20 protein-coding genes, 1 tRNA gene and 1 pseudogene are annotated in these 22,576 nt (G+C 68.1%); 19 read left to right on the forward strand and 3 right to left on the reverse strand.

From position 1 onward, the window contains the following. Positions 1-34 precede the first annotated feature (34 nt). The 8 genes from rph to ACAM57_RS05270 all read left to right on the forward strand — a co-directional run bounded on the left by rph (position 35) and on the right by ACAM57_RS05270 (position 5,452). The gene (gene rph / locus ACAM57_RS05235; RefSeq protein ID WP_126025047.1) at positions 35-766 is read left to right on the forward strand and encodes a ribonuclease PH; all 732 of its coding nucleotides are present in this window, start codon (positions 35-37) and stop codon (positions 764-766) included. Between the two features lie 19 nt (positions 767-785). After that, the gene (gene rdgB, locus ACAM57_RS05240; protein ID WP_126025046.1) at positions 786-1,385 is read left to right on the forward strand and encodes an RdgB/HAM1 family non-canonical purine NTP pyrophosphatase; all 600 of its coding nucleotides are present in this window, start codon (positions 786-788) and stop codon (positions 1,383-1,385) included. A 14-nt stretch (positions 1,386-1,399) separates the two neighbouring features. Continuing rightward, positions 1,400-2,662: a radical SAM family heme chaperone HemW gene (hemW, locus tag ACAM57_RS05245; protein WP_369660916.1), complete on the forward strand. Its 1,263-nt coding sequence runs from the start codon at positions 1,400-1,402 to the stop codon at positions 2,660-2,662. A gap of 32 nt (positions 2,663-2,694) precedes the next feature. Then, a tRNA-Ser gene (locus ACAM57_RS05250) sits at positions 2,695-2,782 on the forward strand. 454 nt (positions 2,783-3,236) lie between these two features. Then, positions 3,237-4,016, forward strand: coding sequence for a hypothetical protein (locus ACAM57_RS05255; RefSeq protein ID WP_369660917.1), 780 nt, complete (start codon positions 3,237-3,239; stop codon positions 4,014-4,016). A gap of 5 nt (positions 4,017-4,021) precedes the next feature. Further along, entirely contained in the window at positions 4,022-4,540 is a 519-nt protein-coding gene (locus tag ACAM57_RS05260) for an ATP/GTP-binding protein (protein ID WP_369660918.1), read from the forward strand. Between the two features lie 77 nt (positions 4,541-4,617). Continuing rightward, positions 4,618-5,001 carry a roadblock/LC7 domain-containing protein gene (locus ACAM57_RS05265; protein ID WP_126025016.1) on the forward strand — a complete coding sequence of 128 codons (384 nt, stop codon included), beginning with the start codon at positions 4,618-4,620 and terminating at the stop codon, positions 4,999-5,001. Positions 5,002-5,092: 91 nt separating this feature from the next. Next, positions 5,093-5,452, forward strand: a complete 360-nt coding sequence (locus ACAM57_RS05270; RefSeq protein WP_019656468.1) for a hypothetical protein — start codon at positions 5,093-5,095, stop codon at positions 5,450-5,452. Between the two features lie 22 nt (positions 5,453-5,474). Here ACAM57_RS05270 and ACAM57_RS05275 read toward each other — a convergent pair whose 3' ends face one another. After that, positions 5,475-6,485, reverse strand: a complete 1,011-nt coding sequence (locus tag ACAM57_RS05275; RefSeq protein WP_126025015.1) for an AraC family transcriptional regulator — start codon at positions 6,483-6,485, stop codon at positions 5,475-5,477. A 223-nt stretch (positions 6,486-6,708) separates the two neighbouring features. Here ACAM57_RS05275 and ACAM57_RS05280 point away from each other — a divergent pair, with 223 nt between their 5' ends. The 5 genes and pseudogenes from ACAM57_RS05280 (at position 6,709) to ACAM57_RS05300 (ending at position 11,805) form a co-directional block, all read left to right on the forward strand. After that, positions 6,709-7,500, forward strand: a complete 792-nt coding sequence (locus tag ACAM57_RS05280; RefSeq protein ID WP_184642248.1) for an SDR family oxidoreductase — start codon at positions 6,709-6,711, stop codon at positions 7,498-7,500. A 26-nt stretch (positions 7,501-7,526) separates the two neighbouring features. After that, on the forward strand, positions 7,527-8,765 hold the full coding sequence (locus ACAM57_RS05285; RefSeq protein ID WP_369660919.1) for a styrene monooxygenase/indole monooxygenase family protein: 1,239 nt from the start codon (positions 7,527-7,529) through the stop codon (positions 8,763-8,765). An 18-nt stretch (positions 8,766-8,783) separates the two neighbouring features. Continuing rightward, positions 8,784-9,998 (forward strand): annotated as a pseudogene (locus tag ACAM57_RS05290) (styrene monooxygenase/indole monooxygenase family protein); the annotation flags it as partial. A 21-nt stretch (positions 9,999-10,019) separates the two neighbouring features. Continuing rightward, positions 10,020-10,517 carry a flavin reductase family protein gene (locus ACAM57_RS05295; protein WP_240650810.1) on the forward strand — a complete coding sequence of 166 codons (498 nt, stop codon included), beginning with the start codon at positions 10,020-10,022 and terminating at the stop codon, positions 10,515-10,517. 46 nt (positions 10,518-10,563) lie between these two features. Beyond that, a complete protein-coding gene (locus ACAM57_RS05300; RefSeq protein ID WP_369660920.1) occupies positions 10,564-11,805 on the forward strand; it encodes a dienelactone hydrolase family protein in 1,242 nt (413 codons plus the stop codon). Between the two features lie 4 nt (positions 11,806-11,809). Here the strand turns inward: ACAM57_RS05300 and ACAM57_RS05305 are convergent, their stop codons facing one another. After that, the gene (locus tag ACAM57_RS05305; protein ID WP_369660921.1) at positions 11,810-12,724 is read right to left on the reverse strand and encodes a LysR family transcriptional regulator; all 915 of its coding nucleotides are present in this window, start codon (positions 12,722-12,724) and stop codon (positions 11,810-11,812) included. A gap of 167 nt (positions 12,725-12,891) precedes the next feature. On the opposite strand from ACAM57_RS05305, the gene ACAM57_RS05310 reads away from it, so the two are divergent. After that, positions 12,892-13,884 carry a Bug family tripartite tricarboxylate transporter substrate binding protein gene (locus ACAM57_RS05310; RefSeq protein WP_369660922.1) on the forward strand — a complete coding sequence of 331 codons (993 nt, stop codon included), beginning with the start codon at positions 12,892-12,894 and terminating at the stop codon, positions 13,882-13,884. A 139-nt stretch (positions 13,885-14,023) separates the two neighbouring features. Then, positions 14,024-15,574, forward strand: coding sequence for an amidase (locus ACAM57_RS05315; RefSeq protein WP_369660923.1), 1,551 nt, complete (start codon positions 14,024-14,026; stop codon positions 15,572-15,574). A 23-nt stretch (positions 15,575-15,597) separates the two neighbouring features. On the opposite strand, the gene ACAM57_RS05320 is transcribed toward ACAM57_RS05315, so the two are convergent. Then, positions 15,598-17,022 (reverse strand): short-chain fatty acyl-CoA regulator family protein, encoded by a 1,425-nt coding sequence (locus ACAM57_RS05320; protein ID WP_369660924.1) that lies wholly within the window; start codon positions 17,020-17,022, stop codon positions 15,598-15,600. Between ACAM57_RS05320 and ACAM57_RS05325 the strand changes: the two genes are divergently transcribed. Genes ACAM57_RS05325 through prpF form a run of 4 tightly spaced genes read left to right on the forward strand, consistent with a single transcriptional unit; the run spans position 17,006 to position 22,557 of the window. Further along, positions 17,006-17,545 carry an acyl-CoA thioesterase gene (locus tag ACAM57_RS05325; protein ID WP_369660925.1) on the forward strand — a complete coding sequence of 180 codons (540 nt, stop codon included), beginning with the start codon at positions 17,006-17,008 and terminating at the stop codon, positions 17,543-17,545. The two genes, ACAM57_RS05320 and ACAM57_RS05325, sit on opposite strands and share 17 nt — an antisense overlap. Further along, a complete protein-coding gene (gene prpC / locus ACAM57_RS05330) occupies positions 17,542-18,711 on the forward strand; it encodes a 2-methylcitrate synthase (protein WP_369660926.1) in 1,170 nt (389 codons plus the stop codon). The genes ACAM57_RS05325 and prpC overlap by 4 nt, the downstream gene beginning before the upstream one ends. Positions 18,712-18,745: 34 nt before the next feature. Next, the gene (acnD, locus tag ACAM57_RS05335) at positions 18,746-21,346 is read left to right on the forward strand and encodes a Fe/S-dependent 2-methylisocitrate dehydratase AcnD (RefSeq protein WP_369660927.1); all 2,601 of its coding nucleotides are present in this window, start codon (positions 18,746-18,748) and stop codon (positions 21,344-21,346) included. Between the two features lie 17 nt (positions 21,347-21,363). Beyond that, a complete protein-coding gene (gene prpF / locus ACAM57_RS05340) occupies positions 21,364-22,557 on the forward strand; it encodes a 2-methylaconitate cis-trans isomerase PrpF (protein ID WP_369660928.1) in 1,194 nt (397 codons plus the stop codon). Positions 22,558-22,576 lie beyond the last annotated feature (19 nt).

Genomic DNA, 22,576 nt, shown 5'->3' on the forward strand with positions numbered 1-22,576 from the left:
CCTTCTTTCTTTTTTCTTTTCCGGTTCCCGAACAATGACTGCTTTCACACGAAGCGGCGGCCGCGCCGCCGACCAGCTGCGCCCGGTGCGCATCACCCGCGGTTTCACCATCCACGCCGAAGGCTCCGTGCTCATCGAGTTCGGCCAGACCCGCGTGCTGTGCACCGCCTCCGTCGAGGAAAAAGTGCCGCCGCACAAGAAGGGCAGCGGCGAAGGCTGGGTCACGGCCGAATACGGCATGCTGCCGCGCGCCACCCACACCCGCAGCAGCCGCGAGGCCGCCAAGGGCAAGCAGACCGGCCGCACGCAGGAAATCCAGCGCCTCATCGGCCGCTCGATGCGCGCCGTGTTCGATCTCGCCGCGCTCGGCGAACGCACCATCCACCTCGACTGCGACGTGCTGCAGGCCGACGGCGGCACGCGCACCGCGGCCATCACCGGCGCCTTCGTCGCCGCGCAGGACGCCGTCAACAAGCTGCTCGCCTCGGGCGCCATTGCCGCATCGCCCATCAAGGGGCACGTGGCGGCCATCTCGGTCGGCATCGTCGGCGGTACGCCGCTGCTCGACCTGGAATACACCGAAGACTCGGCCTGCGACACCGACATGAACGTCGTCATGACGGGCGCCGGCCATTTCGTCGAAGTGCAGGGCACGGCCGAAGGCGTGGCCTTCACGCGCGAAGAAATGAACATCCTGCTCGGCCTGGCCGAGAAGGGCATCGGCGAACTCGTGGAACTGCAGAAGCAGGCACTGCTCTCCAACTGACGCATCCACTGGCGAATTCATGAAACTGGTTCTGGCTTCCAACAACGCGGGCAAGCTCGCCGAACTCCAGCAACTGTTCGCGGAGCTCGCCGTCACCCTCGTGCCGCAGTCGGCGCTGGGGGTGAGCGAGGCTGAAGAACCCTTCCGTACCTTCGTCGAGAACGCGCTGACCAAGGCGCGCCATGCCAGCGCCGCCACCGGCCTGCCGGCCATCGCCGACGACGCCGGCCTGTGCGTCGATGCCTTCGGCGGCCTGCCGGGCGTCGACACCGCCTACTACGCCACGCAGTTCGGCTACGCCAAGGGCGACGCCAACAACGTGAAGGCCCTGCTCGAGCAGCTCGACGGCGTCGCCAACCGCCGCGCCGCGCTCGTCAGCACGCTGGTCGCGCTGCGCAGCCACGACGACCCCGAGCCGCTCATCGCCGTGGGCCGCGTGGTCGGCGAGATCGCGCCCGCGCCCATCGGCGACAACGGCTTCGGCTTCGACCCCGTCATGTACCTGCCGTCCTTCGGCAAGACCTTCGCGCAGCTGACGCCCGAGGTGAAGAACGCCAACAGCCACCGCGGCCGCGCGGCACAGGCCATGCTGGTGCTGATGCGCGAGCGCTGGTTCTGACCGGCGGTCGATAGATGGCTACCACCTTCCCGATTCAGCCGGCGCAGCCCGCCGGCGCGCAGCACGCCAACGACGTCCTGCACTGGATGCGCCCCGGCCCGCTGCAGCTTAGCGCGCTGCCGCCGCTGTCGCTGTACATCCACCTGCCGTGGTGCCTGCGCAAGTGCCCGTACTGCGACTTCAATTCGCACGAATGGCGCGCCGCCAGCGAGGCCGACATCGACGGCATTCCCGAAGCCGCCTACATCGACGCGCTGGTGGCGGACCTCGATGCCGCCTTGCCGCTCATCTGGGGCCGCAGCGTCCATACCATCTTCATCGGCGGTGGCACGCCCAGCCTGTTCTCGCCGCAGGCCATCGACCGCCTGCTGAGCGAAGTGCGCGCACGCCTGAAGCTCACGCCCGATTCCGAGATCACGCTCGAGGCCAACCCCGGCACCTTCGAGCGCAACCGCTTCCGTGCGTACCGCTCGGCCGGCATCACGCGCCTGTCGGTGGGCGTGCAGAGCTTCAACGACGAGCACCTGAAGGCGCTGGGCCGCGTGCACGACCGCGCGCAGGCCATTGCCGCCCTCGAAGAGGCAGCGAGCACCTTCGACACCTTCAACCTCGACCTGATGTACGCCCTGCCGGGCCAGACCCTGGAAGGCCTCGAGGCCGACCTCTCGCAGGCGCTGGCGCTCGCTCCGCCGCACATCTCGGTCTACCACCTGACCATCGAGCCCAACACCTGGTTCGCCAAGTTCCCGCCGGCCCTGCCCGAGGACGACATCGCCTACGCCATGCTCGACCGCATCACCGAGCGCACCAGTGCCAGCGGCATGTCGCGCTACGAGATCTCGGCCTATGCGCGCGAGGGGCACCAGTGCGCGCACAACCTCAACTACTGGCAGTTCGGCGACTATCTCGGCATCGGCGCCGGCGCGCACAGCAAGCTGAGCTTCGCGCACCGCATAGTGCGGCAGGTGCGTTTTCGCGAACCGCGCCTGTATATGGATAACGCACGCGCCGGCGCCGCCGTGTCGCAGAGCGACGAAGTGGCGCTGGCAGACCTGCCGTTCGAATTCATGCTGAATGCGCTGCGGCTGAAGCAGGGCTTCACGCTGCCGCAGTTCAGCGAACGCACCGGGCTGGCGATGACGTCGATCCAGCGCGGCCTCGAAGAGGCCGAGCGCAAGGGCCTCATTGCCCGAGACCTGTTCCGCGTATGGCCGACCGAGCGCGGCCTCGACTTCCTGAGCGACCTGCAGGCCATGTTCCTGCCCGACGAGGAGTAGGGCGCCACGGTCGGCATAAAATCGCCGGCTCCGGAGAGTTGGGTGAGTGGTTTAAACCAGCAGTCTTGAAAACTGCCGACGTGAAAGCGTCCGTGAGTTCGAATCTCACACTCTCCGCCAGAATGAATCTCTGGCAGTTTTTGAAAGTCCCGCGCAGTCCCTGCGACGGGACTTTTTTCATTGGCAGATGTCTTTTCACCGCAAGAGGCATCTGTCTTCGCGCTCCTCAATGCGAACGCCCTCGGTCGCTGGCTTCGAGGCTCCCGCATCGATGCGGCGTCCTGACTCTTGCGCGCGGAGGGAGCATCCCGTCGCCCTCTCATCACACCCTCTCTCCCCCACCGATTCCCGTAGGCCGCAGTCGGGTTCTGTAATCTAGTGTTTTTATTTGCAACGAATGTTATATTTTCCCAGAAACATTCTCATAACACTTAGGCATTCAGTCCAGGGCAGACGTCGCGTCTCCCTGTGAATGTTCATCATGGGGAGCTCCGGAATTGCAGTTCAAGCCGCAAGAAAGCCCCAATTTGGTGCGGCCAGCTTCGGCCGTCGCATGCCCGTTTCGGAGCTGTCCATGAACACGCCGGTCGCCGCCTCGCGTGCCCGCCGGCCGCTGTTGAGCTTCAGCGTCGAGGGCCTGCCGGCCCGCGACGAACTGCTCTTCAAGTCCTTGGTCCGGCTGCTGGACCATCGCACCCATCAGCACTGGGCCTGGCAGGTCGAGGACGCCGACCTCCGCGTGGTGGGCGACAAGCTCGCTGCGGCGCCGCCTGAAGAAGACCCGGCCGACCGCCCGGTGCCGTTGCTGACCATCGGCGACACACCACCCTCGCGCGGCCCGTTCCTGCGCCTGCCGCTGCATGCAGATGCACTCGAGGCCATGCTCAACCGCCTCGGCGCGATGGTGGTCCATGCCCGCGAACTCGGGCTGGCCGCGGCTTCGCGCAGCCGCAACGAGCAGGCCGCGCTCAGCGAGGAATACCGGCTGCTGCGCTGGCCCTCGTCGACGCTGCTCGACACCACCATGCGCCTGAAGCTCGCCACGCTGCTCGCGAGTCGTCCGGCCTCGCTGCAGGCGCTGCAGCAGCGCTCGAACGCCAGCGCGCAGGAGTGCGCGGATTTCATTTCCGCGCTCGAGCGCGCGGGCTTCGTCGCGAGCAGTGGTGGTGGTCATGGGGCCACCGGCTTCGCCAATAGCCGCGCGCCCGAGTCGATCTGGCCCGATTCGCACATCGCGACCGGCAACGAGGCGCCTCACGCCGCACCTTCCGCGCCGCGAGCCACCGTGGAGCCGGGACTGCTCGCGCGCATCCGCAGCCGCCTGGGGCTGCTGTCATCCGGACCGAGGGCCTGAACAGCGTGGAGCACAAGATTCTTTTCACCGGCACCATGGGTGCGGGCAAGACCACCGCCATCTCCGCGGTGAGCGAGATTCCACCGGTGCGCACCGAGGTGCGCAACAACGACGCCTCGGTCGCCAAGGCCACCACCACCGTCGGCCTGGACTACGGCGAGCTCACGCTCGACAACGGCGAGAAGCTGCGCCTGTACGGCACGCCCGGGCAGATGCGCTTCGACTTCATGTGGCGCATCCTCGCGCGCGGCGCGCTGGGGCTCGTGGTCCTGGTCGACAACAGCCGTCCCGATCCGCTGGCCGATCTCGAGGTGTATCTCGATGGCTTCGCCGAACTCATCGAGAAGACCGCCTGCGTGGTCGCGGTGGGCCGCATGGAGACGCACCCCCAGCCCGGGCTGGAGGCCTACTCCCAGCGCATGCAGGACAAGGGCGTGCTGTGCCCCGTGCTGCCCGCCAACGTGACCGATCCGCAGCAGGTGGTGCAGTTGCTAGATCTGCTGCTGATCCAGCTCGAAGCCTGAGCGAGCACCGGACTGCTTTCTTTTTTCCTGTTCTTCCCTTTTCTTCTCTTCCTGCCGCAACGCCGGACCCCACCCACATGAACATCGCACCCCGCATCAAGGACGCCGCCGAGACCGTCGTGGACACGCTCATGCGCGAGATCAAGGGCGTGAAGGCCGTGGTGATCGCCACCGAGGACGGCATGGAGCTCGCCGCGCGCGCCGAGAACACCGCGCAGGTCGCGCGCATGTCGGCCATCGCGAGCTCGCTGGCCGCGCTCGGCGCGGTGGCGGGCGAGGAGAGCGGCCTCGGCCAGTGCGAGAACGTCGCCATCGAAACCGCGCTGGGCCACATCCTGATGCTGCAGGCCCGCCACGAGGAAGCGGGGTTGATCGTGAGCGTGGTGACGGGCAAGGACGCCGTCATCGGCCAGGCGCTGTACTTCTCCAAGCAGGCCACGCTCGCGCTGCAGCGAGCCTGAGCACCCAGCCTTTTTACAAGCGGCTGCCGCTCATCATTCGCCCGGGCGGCGGCCGATCATCAGGGCGATGGACTACCTACGAAAGACTCCGATGGCAAACATCAAGCAATCCATGGACGAACTCATGACGATCGACGGTGCGCTGTGCGCGGCACTGGTCGATTCGGGCAGCGGCATGATCCTTGGGCAGATCGGTTCGGGCGTCGACCTGGAAGTCGCCGCCGCCGGCAATACCGAAGTGGTGCGCGCCAAGCACAAGACGATGCGTGCACTGGGCCTGAACGACGTGATCGAGGACATCCTGATCACCCTCGGGCGCCAGTACCACATCATCCGCCCGCTGCAGAAGCACGAAGGCCTGTTCATCTACCTGGTGCTCGACAAGTCGAAGTCGAACCTCGCGCTCGCGCGCCGCAAGACGCAGGACGTGGAGCAGACGCTGGCGGTCTGATCCACCCCCAGGGGGCGCGCGGTCAGCAGGGGCGCGGAGCCCGCGTCTCCGAGGGCCGCTCTCCGAAGCGCGAGCGGTACTGCGCCGCGAAGTGCCCCAGGTGGAGAAAGCCGTACTTCTGCGCCACCTCGCGCACGCCGGCTCCGGCGGCGCCGCCCGATGTGCGCTGCAACTCGGTGCGCACCCTGTCGAGCCTCGTCTCGCGCAGGAACTCCATCGGCCCCTGACCCGCATGCTGGCGAAACGCCAGCTGCAGGGCGCGTGCGCTGCAGCCGACCTCGCGGCAGACGTCGGCCAGCGACAGGGGCTGGTCCGCATGCGCCGACATGTATTCCTGCGCCTTTCTGACCACGCGCGGCAGCAGGCGCCGCTGGTTGTCCCCGGCGAGGGCCTTCGAGTGGTTGTGCCCGGCAGACATCAGCAGGCTGGAGATCAGGTACGCCTCCGCATGCTCGGCCAGCGGGCCGCCGGCCTCCAGCCCGTTGCCGGCGTCGAGCGTGAGCCGCAGGTAGTCGATGAAATGCACCAGCGGCGCGAGCGTGGGGCTGTCCAGCGGCACGCCGAGGTCGAACACCAGCGGCCGTCCGAGGGGCGCCTGCAGCAGCGACTCCAGCCGCGAATGCAGCGCCGAACGGGCCAGCCGCACGATGAGGTGCGGGCTGCCGTCGGCCCAGCGCATCGACAGCGGCTCGGTGGGCGAGGGCAGCGATGCGAGGCGGGGCGTGGCGTCGATCTGCTGCGCGCCGCAGCGGATTTCGGCGCCGCCGCGCAACGGAATCTGCAACAGGAAGAAATCCTGCAGGTAGCCCGGGTCGATCTGCACGCCGGGGCCGTACTGCACGTAGTTGAGGCTCACGTCCCGGTGCAGCCGCGCGCTGTGGTGGCAGGCGTCCAGCGTGGTGCGCGGCCTGAGCATGACGAGGCCGTGCGGACAGAAGATGCGGGCCACGCTTTCACGAGCCTCGTCCACGTCGTGGCTCTCGAAAAGCCGGTAGCGCTGCAACGGCAACGGTGGGGTCGTGAGGGTTTCCATGGGGCGAGAAAAGGGCGTGGGCACCGTAGCAAAAACCATCCCCGCCCACAATTCGGGCCTCCCCTCGGGCCTTTCCTTTAAGTTCACGCGGACCCCGCCAAGAAATCTGCGCGCCAGGGACAGCGCCTGCGTTTGCGGGACTCGTCCTGGCAACCCTTGCCCCTAACGTTCGCTCCACAGGCACCAGCCGGGCCTGCCCGATCAACCGAGGAGAGCAAGCGTCATGTTCAAGGGACTCGAAGGCAAGAGCGCCATCGTCACCGGTGGCTCCACACTGATAGGCGCGGGCGTGGTGCGCGCCCTGCATGCGGCGGGCGTGAAGGTCGTCATCGCCGACATCGACGCCGGCAACGGCCAGGCCCTGGCCGATTCGCTGGGCACCGGCGTGCGCTTCGTGCGCACCGACATCACGGACGACGCGCAGGTGAAGGCCTGCGTGGCTGAGGCAGCCGAGCGGCACGGCGGCGTGCACTTTCTCGTCAACCTGGCGTGCTCCTATGTGGACGACGGCTTCAAGTCGCCCCGCGCCGACTGGCTCACCTCGTTCAACGTGAACGTGGCCAGCGCGGTGGCGATGCTGCAGGCCGTGCATCCGCACATGGTGGCGGCCGGCGGCGGGGCGGTGGTCAATTTCACGAGCATTTCGTCGAGCGTGGCGCAGACGGGCCGCTGGCTCTATCCGGTGAGCAAGGCCGCGATGGCGCAGCTCACGCGCAACATGGCGATGGACCTCGCGCCCGACCGCATCCGCGTGAACAGCGTGTCGCCGGGCTGGACCTGGTCGGCCGTGATGAACCAGCTCACGAATGGCGACCGCGCCAAGACCGACCGCGTGGCCGCGCCCTTCCACCTGCTGGGCCGCGTCGGCGACCCGGACGAGGTGGCGCAGGTGGTGCTGTTCCTGTGCTCCGACCATGCGAGCTTCGTGACCGGTGCCGACTATGCGGTGGACGGCGGTTACTCCGCCATGGGCCCCGAGCAGGCCGTGCCGGCCATTCCCAAGTTGATGGACTAGCAAGCAACCAAGCAAGGAGCAAGGCAATGAAGCGAATCGCAATCGTCGGCGCGGGCCAGTCGGGCCTGCAACTGGGGCTGGGCCTGCTTGCTGCAGGCTACGAGGTCACGATGTTCAGCAACCGCACGGGCGAGGACATCCGCCAGGGCAAGGTCATGTCGAGCCAGTGCATGTTCCACACCTCGCTGCAGATCGAGCGAGACCTGGGGCTCGACCACTGGGGCAGCGTGTGCCCCACGGTGGACGGCATCGGCCTGGCCGTGCCGCATCCCGAGCAGAAGGGCGCCAAGGCCATCGACTGGGTGGCGCGGCTGAATTCGAGCGCGCAGTCGGTCGACCAGCGCGTGAAGATTCCGGCGTGGATGGACGAATTCCGGAAGAAGGGCGGTGAGCTCGTCTTCAAGGATGCGGGCATCGACGAGCTCGAGACCTGCACGCAGACGCACGACCTCACGCTGGTGGCCAGCGGCAAGGGAGAAATCTCCAAGCTCTTCGAGCGCGACGCCCACAAATCCACCTACGACAAGCCGCAGCGCTCGCTCGCGCTGACCTATGTGAAGGGCATGAAGCCGCGCGAACCGCACTCGGCCGTGTGCTTCAACCTGATTCCCGGCGTGGGCGAGTACTTCGTGTTCCCCGCGCTCACCACCACGGGGCCGTGCGAGATCATGGTGTTCGAAGGCGTGCCCGGCGGCCCGATGGACTGCTGGGCCGACGTGAAGACGCCGCAGGAGCACCTCGCGCGCAGCAAGTGGATCGTCGACACCTTCACGCCGTGGGAGGCCGAGCGCTGCCACGACATCGAGCTGACCGACGACAACGGCATCCTCGCGGGCCGCTTCGCGCCCACGGTGCGCAAGCCGGTGGCAACGCTGCCATCGGGGCGCAAGATCCTGGGCCTGGCCGACGTGGTGGTGCTCAACGATCCGATCACGGGGCAGGGCTCGAACAACGCGGCCAAGTGCGCCGACACCTATCTCAAGAGCATCCTCGCGCGCGGCGACGGCCCGGCCGACGCGGCCTGGATGCAGCAGACCTTCGACCGCTACTGGTTCGGCTACGCGCAATGGGTCTCGCAGTGGACCAACATGCTGCTGGCACCGCCGCCGCCGCACGTGCTCAACCTGCTCGGCGCGGCCGGTGCAATGCCGCCGCTGGCCAGCGCATTCGCCAACGGCTTCGACGATCCGCGCACCTACTTCCCTTGGTTCGCGGACCCGACCGAGGCGCAGCGCTTCATCGACACCTGCGCCGCCGTCGCATAGCCTGGAGCGAAGCCCATCATGAAGCGACGCGTGGCCATCGTCGGCGCCGGCCAGTCCGGCATGCAGCTCGCCCTGGGCCTGCAGCGCTCGGGGCTCGAGGTGACGGTCTTCTCCAACCGCAGCGCGCAGGAGATCGGCGAAGGGCCGGTGATGTCCAGCCAGTGCATGTTCGAGACCGCGCTGCAGACCGAGCGCGAGTTGGGACTGGACTGGTGGGCGGACGAGTGTCCGCCGGTGGAGGGCATCGGCATCGCGGTGCGCAATCCGGAGGGCGGCAAGGCCATCGAATGGAGCGCGAAGCTCGACGGCCCCGCGCAGTCGGTCGACCAGCGGCTCAAGATTCCCGCGTGGATGGCCGAGTTCGAGAGGCGCGGCGGCCGGCTGGTGCTGCAGGACATGGGCATCGACGACCTGGAGACCTGCGCGCGGATGAACGACCTCGTGGTCGTCGCGAGCGGCAAGGGCGAGATCTCCAGGCTCTTCGAGCGCGACGACGAGCGCTCCCCGTACGAGCAGCCGCAGCGCGCATTGGCGCTGACCTACGTGAAGGGCATGAAGCCGCGCGCGTCGCACTCGGCGGTGTGCTTCAACCTGATTCCCGGCGTCGGCGAGTACTTCGTGTTTCCGGCGCTGACGACCACGGGGCCGTGCGAGATCATGGTGTTCGAAGGCGTGCCGGGCGGCCCGATGGACTGCTGGGCCGACGTGAAGACACCGCAGCAGCACCTTGCCCGCAGCAAGTGGATCCTGGAAACCTTCCTGCCCTGGGAGGCCGAGCGTTGCCGCGACATCGAGCTGACCGACGACAACGGCATCCTCTCGGGCCGCTTCACGCCCACGGTGCGCAAGCCGGTGGCGCGGCTGCCGTCGGGCCGCAAGGTCCTGGGCCTGGCCGACGCGGTGGTGCTCAACGACCCGATCACCGGTCAGGGCTCCAACAACGCGGCCAAGTGCGCCGACATCTACCTCAAGCGCATCCTCGAACACGGCGACGCGCCCTTCGACGCCGCGTGGATGCAGCAGACCTTCGACCGCTACTGGGAAGGCTATGCCCGCTGGGCCACCGGCTGGACCAACAGCCTGCTCGCGCCGCCCCAACCTCATCTGCAGAAGCTGCTGCAGAGCGCCGCCAGCATGCCCGCGGTCGCGAGCATCGTGGTCAACGGCTTCGACGATCCGCGCGCCTTCGCGCCCTGGTGGTTCGATGCCGCCGAGGCGGATCGCTTTCTCGAAGATCGGGCGCGCGAGGCCGTCGTGGACCGATTCGACCGGCGCGACTTCCGCAAGGCGCTGGGGCAATTCAGCACCGGCGTCACTGTGATCACCACCCGCGCGATGGACGGCCGCCGAGTGGGCATGACCGCCAACTCGTTCTCCTCGGTCTCGCTCGATCCGCCGCTGGTGCTCTGGAGCCTCGCGCGGCAGGCGCCGAGCCTGGCCGACTTCACCGGTGCGAGCCATTTCGCGATCAACGTGCTGGCGGCAAACCAGCATCACCTGTCGCGGCAGTTCTCGACGCCGCAGGCGGACAAGTTCGGCGGCGTGGAGTGCTGCGAGGGCACGTCCGGCGTGCCGCTGCTCAACGGCGTGATCGCGCGATTCGTGTGCCGCAACGTCAGGCAGTACGATGGCGGCGACCACCTCATCTTCATCGGCGAGGTCGAGCGCTACGACCGCTTCGACGGCGAGCCGCTGGTCTTTCATTCGGGCTACTACCAGGTGACGACACGACATCCGGAATGCATGCAATGAGCGCGCGGCCCGCATCAACCACCACCCCATGAACGGAGCAAAACACATGCAGCAGAAAGCACCTCAAGCAGCGACACCACAACGCATCCGCATCGAGGCCACCGACGCGAGCGGCAGTTTCAGCGGCTACCTCGCACTGCCGGCCTCGGGTACCGGCCCTGGCCTGGTCATCGCGCAGGAAATCTTCGGCGTGAACTCCACGATGCGCGAGGTGGCCGACTACTACGCCGAGGAAGGCTACGTGGTGCTCGTGCCCGACCTGTTCTGGCGCCAGCAGCCCGACGTGGAGCTGGGCTATTCGCCCGAAGACTGGCAGCGCGCCTTCGGCTTCTACCAGGGCTTCGACGAGGCCAAGGGCATGGAGGACATGCAGGCCGCCATCACCGCCCTGCGCCAGCGCCCCGAAGTGCAGGGCGGCAAAGTCGGCGTGCTCGGCTTCTGCCTCGGCGGCAAGCTGGCCTACCTCGCGGCCTGCCGCACCGACGCGGACGTGGCCGTGGGCTACTACGGTGTGGGCATCGACGCCGCGCTCGACGAGGCCGACAAGATCAAGCGCCCGCTCACGCTGCACATCGCAGAGCTCGACAAGTTCTGCCCGCCCGAGGCGCGCGACCGCATCGTCGCGGCGCTCAAGGGCCGCCCCGGCGTCTCGCTGCACGTGTACCCGGGCATGGACCACGCCTTCGCTCGCCTGGGCGGCGAGCACTACCACAAGCCCTCAGCGCTGATGGCGCACGAGCGCAGCATCGCCACGCTGAAGGACGCCATCGGACCGCACTACGACCTCTCGGCGTTGTGGGACAAGCACTGCGAGTACGAGTTCGGCACGCGCAACGTCGACGACACCATGTCGACCATGGTGGCCGAGCCCTACGTCAACCACATCCCGACCATGACCGGCGGCGTGGGCTACAGGAACCTGCACGCCTTCTATTCGAACCACTTCGTCAACAGCAACCCGCCCGACACCTCGCTGGTGCCGATCTCGCGCACCATCGGCGCCACGCAGGTGGTCGACGAGATGCTGTTCTGCTTCACCCACACCACCGAGATCCCGTGGATGCTGCCGGGCGTGGCGCCCACCGGCAAGCGCGTGGAGATCCCGCTGCTCGCGGTCATCAAGTTCCGCGGCGACAAGCTCTATCACGAGCACATCTACTGGGACCAGGCCAGCGTGCTGGTGCAGGTGGGCTTGCTCGACCCGAAGCTGCTGCCGGTGGCCGGCATCGAGACGGCGCGCAAGCTGCTCGACGAGACGCTGCCGTCGAATACGCTGATGCAGCGCTGAAAACTCAGTCCGAGGCCTTAACCGCGTCCACCAGGAAGCGCACGAAGGCCTTCGCTGCATCGGGCAGCGAGCGGCCCGCCATGGTCTCGATGGCGAGATGCCGCTCGTGCATCTCGCGGTCCTTCAGCGCAATGGCGACCAGCGCCTTGCTCTGCAGCAGCGTGCGGATCGACAGCGGCCCGTAGAAGGCGATGCTGCCGCCGCCCGCAGCCGCGAAGCTCAGCAGCGAGTTCGCATGGTTGCTGGACATGGCCAGCTCGTAGCGCAACTCCTGCCGCGAGCAGCTGGCATCGAGCAGCCGGCGAATGGAGCTGTCTTCCTGCGGCAGCCCCAGCGGATAGGCCACCACCTGGCGAAGCGACAGCTGCCGCTGCTGCGCGAGCGGATGGTCCATCGCCATCACCGCAAGGATGGGGCTCGGGTGCCGCAGCTCGACCTCGATGCCTGGCTCGGGCAGGGCGCTGAGGGTGATACCCACGTCGGTTTCGCCATCGCGCACCAGGCGTGAGATGTCGGCGGGCGCACACACCTCCAGGTGAAAGCGGATGCCCGCGTGCTTGAGGCGGAACTGCGCGATCAGCCGGGGAATGAAGTCGAAGGCGAAGCCCTCGGTGCTCGCCACGCGCACATGGCCGCTGCGCAGTCCGCGCAGGCCGGCGATCTCGTTGGCGACGCGCTCGATGTCCTGCTGCGCGCGCTTGGCGTGCGCCGCCAGCAGCTCGCCCGCAGCGTTGGGCACCATGCCGCGCGCATGGCGCTCGAAGAGCAGGGTGTCGAGCTCGCGTTCGAGCCGCGCCACCTGCCGGCTCACGGCCGAGGGCGCGACGTTGAGCTTGACCGCGGCTTCCTTCACCGAACCGGTCTTCACGACCTCGAGAAAGTAGCGCACGGCGGTTTCCTGCAAGGCACGAGGCGCCATGAATTGCTCCTGCAAGTGATCTGGATGAAGGCTGTGGATTGCCGATTCGGCAACGAAGAATTCTAAACATTGCGCTTGTGACACCGTCATGACGCTCCTAGGATCGGCCCGTCTGCACCCTGAACCCCGCTGAACCTCGTCTTCCAGTCGATATTCCAGGAGTCCCGATGAACCGTCTCCCGCTCGTGGCGCGCATCGCATTGCTTTGCTGCAGCCTTGGACTTGGCGCCGTACCGCTGGCGTCGCTCGCCGCCGAGACGGGGTTTCCCGCACGGCCAGTCACGCTGGTGATTCCCTTCCCGCCCGGCGGAGCCACCGACGTCAACGGCCGCGTGATCGCGCAGCGCCTGGGCAAGGAACTGGGCCAGCCGGTGGTGATCGAGAACCGCGGCGGCGCCGGCACGGTGGTCGGCGCGAGCTACGTGGCCAAGTCCGCGCCCGACGGCTACACGCTGCTGCTGAGCTCGGGCTCCACCTTCACCGTCAACCCCGCGATCCGCAGCAACCTGCCCTACGACCCGGTGAAGAGCTTCGAGCCCATCGGCATCGCCGGGCGCGTCGCGCTGATCCTTCTGGCGAACAGCGAAGTGCCGGTGCAGACGGTGAAGCAGTTCGTCGACTACGTGAAAGCCGCGCCGGGCAAATACTCGTACGGCTCCTTCGGCACCGGCACCACCGCGCAGTTCGCGGGCGAAACCGTGCTGCATGCCACCGGCCTGAAGATGACGCATGTGCCCTACAAGGGCAGCGCACCGGCCATGACCGACCTGATGGGCGGCCAGATCCCGTTCAGCATCGACACCGTGAGCGCGGCCGTCCCGCAGCTCAAGAGCGGAAAGATCAAGGCCATCGCGCTGACCACCGCGAAGCGCTCGGCGCTGCTGCCCGATGTGCCCACCTTCGCCGAGAGCGGATACCCCGAGGTCGAGATGGATTCCTGGCTCATGCTGGCCGCGCCGAAGGGCGTGCCCGCCGACGTGAAGGCGAAGCTGGAGAAGGCCCTGGCCGCGACCATCGCCGACCCGGAAACGAAGAGCAAGCTGCTGGCCGCGGGGCTCGAGCCGAGCTACAGCAGCGCCGCGGCGGGCGTGGAGCTCATCAACCGCGAACTGCCCATCATGCGGGCCGTCGCCGCAAGAGCCAACATCACTGCAGATTGACTTGGCACTCCCCCAGGCTTCGCGCACTTCGTGTCGCTGCGCCAACCCCCTCGCCCGGGGGCGACACCCACGGCCCGGCGAAGCCGATTCCGTGGTGTCCCGCGAATTCGCAGCGCCATGCCCAGAACAAGAGACATCGATGACCTCTGCCAAGACAACCCACGATTCCGCCAGCGAACTCGTCGAAAAATCCGCCGTCGAACTGCGCCGCCTCATCGGCAGCAAGCAGGTCTCGCCCGTCGAGCTGCTGGAGGCATGCATCGCGCGCATCGAGCGCGTGAACCCTTTCGTCAATGCAGTCACAGCCACCTGCTTCGAGCGCGCGCGCGCTGAAGCGAAGGCGGCCGAAGGCGCCGTCATGCGCGGCGACGCGCTGGGCCTGCTGCACGGCCTGCCGATGGGCGTGAAGGACCTGGAGCCCACCGAGGGCCTGCTCACCACCTGGGGCTCGCCGATCTACCGCGACCATGTGCCGACGGAAGACATCGAGCTGGTGGCGCGACTGCGCCGCGCGGGCGCCGTCGTCGCGGGCAAGACCAACGTGCCCGAGATGGGCGCGGGCGCCAACTCGCGCAACGACGTGTGGGGCGCCACCGGCAACCCTTTCAATCCGAACCTCAACGCGGGCGGCTCCTCGGGCGGCTCGGCGGCCGCGCTGGCCTGCGACATGCTGCCCGTGTGCACTGGCTCCGACACCGGTGGCTCGCTGCGCATTCCCGCCGCGAAGTGCGGCGTGGTCGGCTTCAGGCCATCGCCCGGCGTGGTGCCCAGCGTGCGCAAGCCGCTGGGCTGGACGCCGATCTCTGTCGTCGGCCCCATGGGCCGCACCGTGGAAGAAGCCTGCCTGCAGCTGGCGGCATCGGCCGGCATGTGCGCGGGCGATCCGCTGAGCTATCCGCTCGACCCGATGTCGTTCCTCACGCCGCCGCCGGTCGACCTGGGCCGGTTGCGCGTGGCGTGGACCGAAGACTTCGGCACTTGCGCCGTGGACGACGGCATCCGCGCCACCTTCCGCCGCAAGATCGAAGCGATGCGGCACCTGTTCGGCCGCTGCGACAGGGTCGAGTTCGACATGGGCGAGGCGCACCGCTGCTTCGACGTGCTGCGCGCCGAGGCCTTCGTGGCCGGCATGCAGGCGGCCTACGAGCGCGACCCGGACAGCCTCGGCCCCAACCCGCGCGCCAACTACGAGATGGGCGCGAAGATGAGCCTGCTCGACAGCGCCTGGGCGCAGGCCGAGCAGACCCGGCTGCTGAAGCGCTTCCAGGCCACCTTCGCCGACTACGACCTCGTGCTGTCGCCGACCACGCCGGTCTCGCCCTTCCCGTGGACGCAACTGTACGCAGCCGCCATCAACGGCGAGCCGCAGGCCAACTACTACCGCTGGCTGGCGCTGACCTACGTGGTCACGCTGACCACGCACCCCGCGATCACGCTGCCCTGCGGCCTCGACCATGCGGGCATGCCCTTCGGGCTGCAGGTGGTGGGCGGCTTCAGGGCCGACCACCAGGTTCTGGGCGCAGCCCATGCGATGGAGGCGGCGTTCTCGTCCAGCGCGCAGCTGCGCAGGCCGCGTCCCGACCTCACCGCTTTGCGCGCGGCCGAGCCGGCGCTGACTTCGATCGTCAAGGCGCCGCCGGTCTACGGCGACGGCCGCGCTGCGGCATCGGCCACCGTATCGGCGGTCTAGGCCCCGGCCGCCATGTCGGCCGTCTAGGAATCCGCCACCGCGTAGGGCGTGAACCTGCTTTCGTTCTCGTTCACGTCCAGCGCCCGCCCGATGAACGGGAACGCCCGCTGCGGGCAGGCCGTGCGCTCGCACACCTTGCAGCCCATGCCGATGGGCGTGGGCGCTTCCTGGTCCGCAAGGTCGAGGCCCTTGGAATAGACCAGCCTCGGCGCATGCCGGATGTCGCAGCCCAGGCCGATCGCGAAGGTCTTGCTCGGTGAGCCGAAGCCGCGCTGTCCGTGCGACACGGTGCGCGCCACCCACAGGTAGGTGCGCCCGTCGGGCATGCGCGCGAGTTGCCGCAGCACCCGCCCGGGCTGCGCGAAGGCTTCGTACACGTTCCAAAGCGGGCAGGTGCCGCCGGTCTTCGAGAAGTGGAAGTGCGTGGCCGACTGCCGCTTCGAGATGTTGCCCGCGCGGTCCACGCGGATGAAGAAGAAGGGCACGCCCGGCGCGCCGGGCCGCTGCATCGAGCTCAGGCGGTGGCAGACGGTTTCGAAGCCCACGCCGAAACGGCGCGCCAGCAGGTCGATGTCGTAGCGCAGGGCTTCCGCCGTCTTCAGGAACAGGCCGTAGGGCAGCAGCATGGCGCTGGCGAAATAGTTCGCCAGGCCGATGCGGGCCAGCGCATGCGTGGGCGCGTCGTCGTTGAAGTCGGCGCCCTGCAGCAGCGACTCGATCAGCCGCGCCTGCTCCAGCAGCGCCAGCTGGGTCGCGAGCTGGAAGGCCTGCTGGCCGGGCTCCAGGCCGGCCGACAGGTGCAGCACGCGGCTGGCGGGGTCGTAGCGGCGCTGGCTGTCGATGGCGTCGTCATCGATGGGCACCACATGCACGCCGTGCTGCTTCGAAAGGCGCTGCTGCAGCCATTCCGACAGCGGACCACCGCGGGCGCGCGCTTCGTCGGCGAGCTTTTCCGCCTGCAGGTCGAGCTCCTCGAAATGGTTCTGGTGGGCGAAGAAGAAGTCGCGCACCGCCTCGAAGGGCATGGGCCGCGCGTTGGTGAGTTCGCCGCGTCCGTCGCCCAGCTCGGCGGCCATGATCTCCAGCCGCTCCATCGCTTCCTGGTGGCGGCGGTGCAGCGCGAGCAGCGCGCGCGCAACGGCCGGCATCTGCGAGGCCACCTCGCGCAGCTCGGGCAGGGCGACGGGTTCACCGCCGGGGTTGTCGGCCAGAGCGTCGCGCATGCCAGAGACCAGGCGGGCTTCCTCGTCTTCCGAGAACTGCTGCACGTCGACGCCGAGCGTGCGGCTGATCCTGAGCAGCACGGCCACGGTGAGCGGCCGCTGGTTCTGCTCAAGCTGGTTCAGGTAGCTGGGCGACAGGCCTAGCGCCTGCGCCAGCGCCACCTGCGTCATGCCGCGCTCGGCGCGCAGCTTGCGCAGGCGCACGCCCATGAAGGTCTTGCTCATCGTGCGGCTCCTTGCTGCATCTGTAGTGTTCGCAATATTTGCAAATCAGGCGTTTTCTATTCGCAATGATTGGCAAATTCAGTCCTTCATTATGGGTACGCATTTGCGTAAATTGCGAATCATGACAAACCGGAACACGGCGCTCGAATTCACGGAAATCGTGTTTCCGGAGCATGCGAACCACTACGGCACGCTGTTCGGCGGCAACGCGCTGATGCTGATGTCCAAGGCGGCCTTCCTCGCGGCGCGCGACTTCGCGCAGGCCGACGTGGTCATGGCCGGTTGCGGCGACGCGCAGTTCCTCGCGCCCGTGCCGGTCGGCAGCGTGCTGCGGCTGCGCGCATGGATCAGCCGGCGGGGCCGCAGCTCGCTCACCGTCAGCGTCACCGGCAGCTTCGAGCAACTGGGGCAGGCGCCGCGCGAGGCGCTGCGCTCCTTCTTCGAGATGGTCGCCGTCGACAAGAGCGGGCGGCCCAGGCGCATCCCCAACGCACAACCGAATCCAGAAAAGGAAGCAGCATGAACGACATCGCCTCCCCTGCCGAAGCCCCCACCGGCTTCAAGCCGAAGAAGTCCGTGGCCCTGTCCGGCGTGACGGCCGGCAACACTGCGCTGTGCACCGTCGGGCGCACCGGCAACGACCTGCACTACCGCGGCTACGACATCCTCGACATCGCTGAGGTCTGCGAGTTCGAGGAAATCGCGCACCTGCTGGTGCACGGCAAGCTGCCCACGGCGTCGGAGTTGCGCGCCTACAAGGCGAAGCTCAGGTCGATGCGCGGCCTGCCCGCGAGCCTGAAAGAGGCGCTGGAGCAACTGCCCGCCGGCGCGCATCCGATGGACGTGATGCGCACCGGCGTGTCGTCGCTGGGCTGCATGCTTCCCGAGAAGGAAGACCACAACCTGCCCGGCGCGCGCGACATTGCCGACCGGCTGATGGCTTCGCTCGGTTCGATGCTGCTGTACTGGTACCACTGGTCCACGCAGGGCAAGCGCATCGACGTGGAAACCGACGACGACTCCATCGGCGGCCACTTCCTCCACCTGCTGCATGGCCGCAAGCCCTCCGAGGCCTGGGTGCGCGCGATGCACACCTCGCTCAATCTGTACGCCGAGCACGAGTTCAACGCGTCGACCTTCACTGCGCGCGTGGTGGCGGGCACCGGCTCCGACGTGTACTCGGCCATCACCGGCGCCATCGGCGCGCTGCGCGGGCCCAAGCACGGCGGCGCCAATGAGGTGGCCTTCGAGATCCAGAAGCGCTACGACTCGCCCGGCGAAGCCGAGGCCGACATCCGCCGCCGGGTGGAGGCCAAGGAGGTGGTGATCGGCTTCGGCCACCCGGTCTACACGGTGAGCGATCCACGCAACGTGGTCATCAAGGGCGTGGCGAGGTCGCTGTCGCAGGAGGCGGGCTCGACCAAGATGTTCGACATCGCCGAGCGGCTCGAAGGCGTGATGTGGGAAGTCAAGAAGATGTTTCCCAACCTCGACTGGTTCAGCGCCGTGAGCTATCACATGATGGGCGTGCCCACGGCCATGTTCACGCCGCTCTTCGTCATCGCGCGCACCTCGGGCTGGGCGGCGCACATCATCGAGCAGCGCGTCGACAACAAGATCATCCGGCCCAGCGCCAACTACACCGGGCCGGAAGACCTGGAGTTCGCGCCGATCCAGGATCGGAAGTAAAAGACAAGAAGGCAAGAGGCCCGAGCGCCGCCCCATGAACACCCAGTACCGCAAGAACCTTCCCGGCACTTCGCTGGACCATTTCGACGCGCGCGAGGCCGTCGAGTCCCTGCGTCCAGGCGCATGGGCCACGCTACCCTACACCTCGCGCGTGCACGCCGAGAATCTTGTGCGCCGCTGCGATCCGGCCATCCTCGAACAGAGCCTGCGGCAGATCGTCGAAGGCAAGCGCGAGCACGACTTTCCGTGGTTTCCGGCGCGCGTGGTGTGCCACGACATCCTGGGCCAGACCGCGCTGGTCGACCTGGCCGGCCTGCGCGACGCCATTGCCGAGCGGGGCGGCGACCCGGCGCAGGTGAACCCGGTGGTGCCGGTGCAGCTCATCGTCGACCATTCGCTGGCGGTGGAGTGCGGCGGCTTCGACCCCGATGCCTTCGCGAAGAACCGCGCCATCGAGGACCGGCGCAACGAAGACCGCTTCCACTTCATCGACTGGACGAAGCGGGCCTTCAGGAATGTGGAGGTGATACCGCCGGGCAACGGGATCATGCATCAGATCAACCTGGAGCGGATGTCGCCGGTGGTGCACGCGCAAAACGGCGTGGCCTACCCCGACACGCTGGTCGGCACCGACAGCCACACGCCGCACGTCGACGCGCTGGGCGTCGTGGCCATCGGCGTGGGTGGGCTGGAGGCCGAGAACGTGATGCTGGGCCGGGCCTCGTGGATGCGCCTGCCCGTCATCGTCGGCGTGAAGCTCTCGGGCCGGCCGCAGCCGGGCATCACCGCCACCGACGTGGTGTTGGCGCTCACCGAGTTCCTGCGCCAGTCGAAGGTGGTGGGCGCCTACCTGGAGTTCCATGGCGAGGGTGCCGCGAGTCTCACGCTGGGCGACCGCGCGACCGTCTCCAACATGGCACCCGAGTACGGCGCCACTGCCGCGATGTTCGCGATCGACCAGCAGACCATCGACTACCTGCGCCTGACCGGCCGCAGCGACGAGCAGGTGCGGCTGGTGGAAACCTATGCGAAGCACACCGGCCTGTGGGCCGATGCGCTGAAGGACGCGGTGTACGAGCGCGTGCTGCACTTCGACCTCTCGACGGTGGTGCGCAACATGGCGGGCCCGTCGAATCCGCATGCGCGCGTGGCCACCGCCGATCTCGCGGCGCGCGGCATCGCGGCGCCCTGGCGCGACGAGCCGGGCCGCATGCCCGACGGAGCGGTGATCATCGCGGCCATCACCAGCTGCACCAACACCAGCAACCCGCGCAACGTGATCGCCGCCGGCCTGCTTGCGCGCAATGCCAACCGGCTGGGGCTCGTGCGCAAGCCCTGGGTCAAGTCTTCGCTGGCGCCGGGCTCCAAGGCCGTGACGCTGTACCTGCAGGAAGCAGGCCTGATGGGCGAGCTCGAAAAGCTCGGCTTCGGCGTGGTGGCCTATGCCTGCACCTCGTGCAACGGCATGTCGGGCGCGCTCGATCCGGCGATACAGCAGGAGATCGTCGAACGCGACCTCTACGCGACGGCGGTGCTCTCGGGCAACCGCAACTTCGACGGCCGCATCCATCCGTATGCGCGGCAGGCCTTCCTGGCCTCGCCGCCGCTGGTGGTGGCCTACGCCATCGCCGGCACCGTGCGCTTCGACATCGAGCGCGACGTGCTCGCCGTGGTCGAGGGCAGGGAAGTGCGGCTGAAGGACATCTGGCCCGACGACGCGGAGATCGACGCCATCGTGAAGTCCAGCGTGAAGCCCGCGCACTTCCGCGAGGTGTACGAGCCGATGTTCGCGATCCGGCCCGATGCGGGCGACAAGGTGGCGCCGCTGTACGACTGGCGCCCCGCCTCCACCTACATCCGCCGCCCGCCCTACTGGGAAGGCGCGCTGGCCGGCGAGCGCAAGCTCAGGGGCATGCGGCCGCTGGCGATCCTGCCGGACAACATCACCACCGACCACCTCTCGCCCTCCAACGCGATCCTGCTGGACAGCGCCGCCGGCGAGTACCTCCACAAAATGGGCCTGCCCGAGGAGGACTTCAATTCCTACGCCACCCATCGCGGCGACCACCTCACTGCGCAGCGCGCCACCTTCGCCAACCCGACCCTCAGGAACGAGATGGTGCGCAAGGAAGACGGCAGCGTGCGCGCCGGCTCGCTGGCGCGCGTGGAGCCCGAAGGGCAGGTCATGCGCATGTGGGAGGCCATCGAGACCTACATGCTGCGCAGGCAGCCGCTGATCATCGTGGCGGGCGCCGACTACGGCCAGGGCTCCTCGCGCGACTGGGCCGCCAAGGGCGTGCGCCTCGCGGGCGTGGAGGCCATCGCGGCCGAGGGCTTCGAGCGCATCCACCGCACCAACCTGATCGGCATGGGCGTGCTGCCGCTCGAATTCAAGCCCGGCACCAGCCGCCTCACGCTGGGCCTGGACGGCACCGAGATCTACGACGTGACCGGCGCGCGCGAGCCGCGCGCCGACCTCACGCTGGTGGTCCGCCGCCGCAATGGTGAGCGGCTCGAAGTGCCGATGACCTGCCGCCTCGACACCGCCGAGGAAGTTTCGATCTACGAAGCCGGCGGCGTGCTGCAGCGCTTCGCACAGGACTTCCTCGCCTCGGCCGCGCCCGTGGCCGCATGAACCGAGAATCGCAGCCCATGGCTTCCTTCGCACCACAGATCAGGATTCCCGCCACCTACATGCGCGGCGGCACCAGCAAGGGCGTGTTCTTCCGCCTGCAGGACCTGCCCAAGGCCGCGCAGGTGCCCGGCAAGGCGCGCGATGCGCTGCTGCTGCGCGTCATCGGCAGCCCCGACCCCTACGGCAAGCAGATCGACGGCATGGGCGCCGCCACCTCGAGCACCAGCAAGGCGGTGATTCTTTCGAAGAGCGACAGGCCCGGCCACGACGTGGACTACCTCTTCGGCCAGGTGTCGATCGACCAGCCCTTCGTCGACTGGAGCGGCAACTGCGGCAACCTCTCGGCGGCGGTCGGCCCCTTCGCCATCGCCAACGGCCTGGTCGACGGCAGCAGCGTGCCGCGCGACGGCGTGGCGGTGGTGCGCATCTGGCAGGCCAACATCGGCAAGACCATCGTCGCGCACGTGCCCATCAGCGACGGCGCGGTGCAGGAGACCGGCGATTTCGAGCTCGACGGCGTGACCTTCCCGGCCGCCGAGGTGCAGCTCGAATTCATGGACCCGGCTGCGGAAGAAGAGGGCGCGGGCGGCGCGATGTTTCCGACCGGCAATCTGGTCGACGAGCTCGAGGTGCCGGGCGTCGGCACGCTGCGCGCGACGATGATCAACGCCGGCATCCCGACCATCTTCGTGGAGGCCGAAGCCATCGGCTACACGGGCACCGAGTTGCAGGACGCGATCAACGGCGACGCCGCCGCGCTCGCGAAGTTCGAAGCCATCCGCGCGCACGGCGCGGTGCGCATGGGGCTCATCAAGAACGTCGGCGAAGCGGCAGGGCGCCAGCACACGCCCAAGGTCGCGTTCGTCGCGAGGCCAGCGAGCTACACGGCTTCCAGCGGCAAGCCGGTCGCGGCGGGCGATGTCGACCTGCTGGTGCGCGCGCTGTCCATGGGCAAGCTGCACCACGCCATGATGGGCACGGCGGCGGTGGCCATCGGCACGGCGGCGGCCATTCCGGGCACGCTGGTCAACCTCGCGGCCGGCGGCGGCGAGCGCTCGGCGGTGCGCTTCGGCCATCCCTCGGGCACGCTGCGCGTCGGCGCGCAAGCCAGCCGGGTCGATGGCGAATGGCGCGTGACCAAGGCCGTGATGAGCCGCAGCGCCCGCGTGCTGATGGAAGGCTGGGTGCGCATGCCCGGCGATACGCTCTGACCTCCGGAATCAACAAGAC

The sequence above is a fragment of the Variovorax sp. V15 genome (genome assembly GCF_041154425.1).
In the GTDB taxonomy this organism is placed as follows: domain Bacteria; phylum Pseudomonadota; class Gammaproteobacteria; order Burkholderiales; family Burkholderiaceae_C; genus Variovorax; species Variovorax guangxiensis.